This window comes from Pseudomonas sp. LAP_36, assembly GCF_019456785.1.
Classification (GTDB): domain Bacteria; phylum Pseudomonadota; class Gammaproteobacteria; order Pseudomonadales; family Pseudomonadaceae; genus Aquipseudomonas; species Aquipseudomonas tritici.
This window is the reverse complement of the sequence record NZ_JAHZMS010000023.1, coordinates 1-553: the sequence shown is the minus strand read 5'-3', so window position 1 is coordinate 553 and position 553 is coordinate 1. Positions and strand designations below refer to the sequence as shown.

Here is a 553-nt window from a genome sequence, read left to right as displayed (position 1 = left end):
CAAAGGCGCCAACGCCGGCCACGCCACCGAAGCCAACATGGACCGCCTCGACGGTGCCGGCGCTGCCGCCGCCCTTGAAGCCCGCGCCGTCACCGCCAGTGACTCCGCCGCCATCGTCCGCGCCAAGGCCGCCCTCGACAAACTCGACGTCGCCGAAGGCCTCGCCGAACTCGAAGGCGCCTCCGCCCGCGTCGCCGTTGACGAAAAGCGCATGATCAACTGCCGCGCCGACCTCAACCAACTCGTGCCCTTCAAGTACGACTGGGCCTGGCAGAAGTACCTCGACGGCTGCGCCAACCACTGGATGCCGCAAGAGGTCAACATGACCGCCGACATCGCCGTGTGGAAAGACCCCGAAGGCCTGACCGACGACGAACGCCGCATCGTCATGCGCAACCTCGGCTTCTTCTCCACCGCCGACTCCCTGGTTGCCAACAACCTGGTCCTGGCCGTGTACCGCCTGATCACCAACCCAGAGTGCCGCCAGTACATCCTGCGCCAGGCCTTCGAAGAAGCGATCCACACCCACGCCTACCAGTACTGCATCGAATCG

1 protein-coding gene is annotated in these 553 nt (G+C 65.8%); it reads left to right on the top strand.

What is annotated here, in order from left to right; translation table 11 throughout:
• Nucleotides 1-37: 37 nt before the first annotated feature.
• Nucleotides 38-553 (top strand): ribonucleotide-diphosphate reductase subunit beta (locus JBO08_RS27975; protein WP_220078214.1); only part of this gene is annotated, 516 nt, incomplete at its 3' end.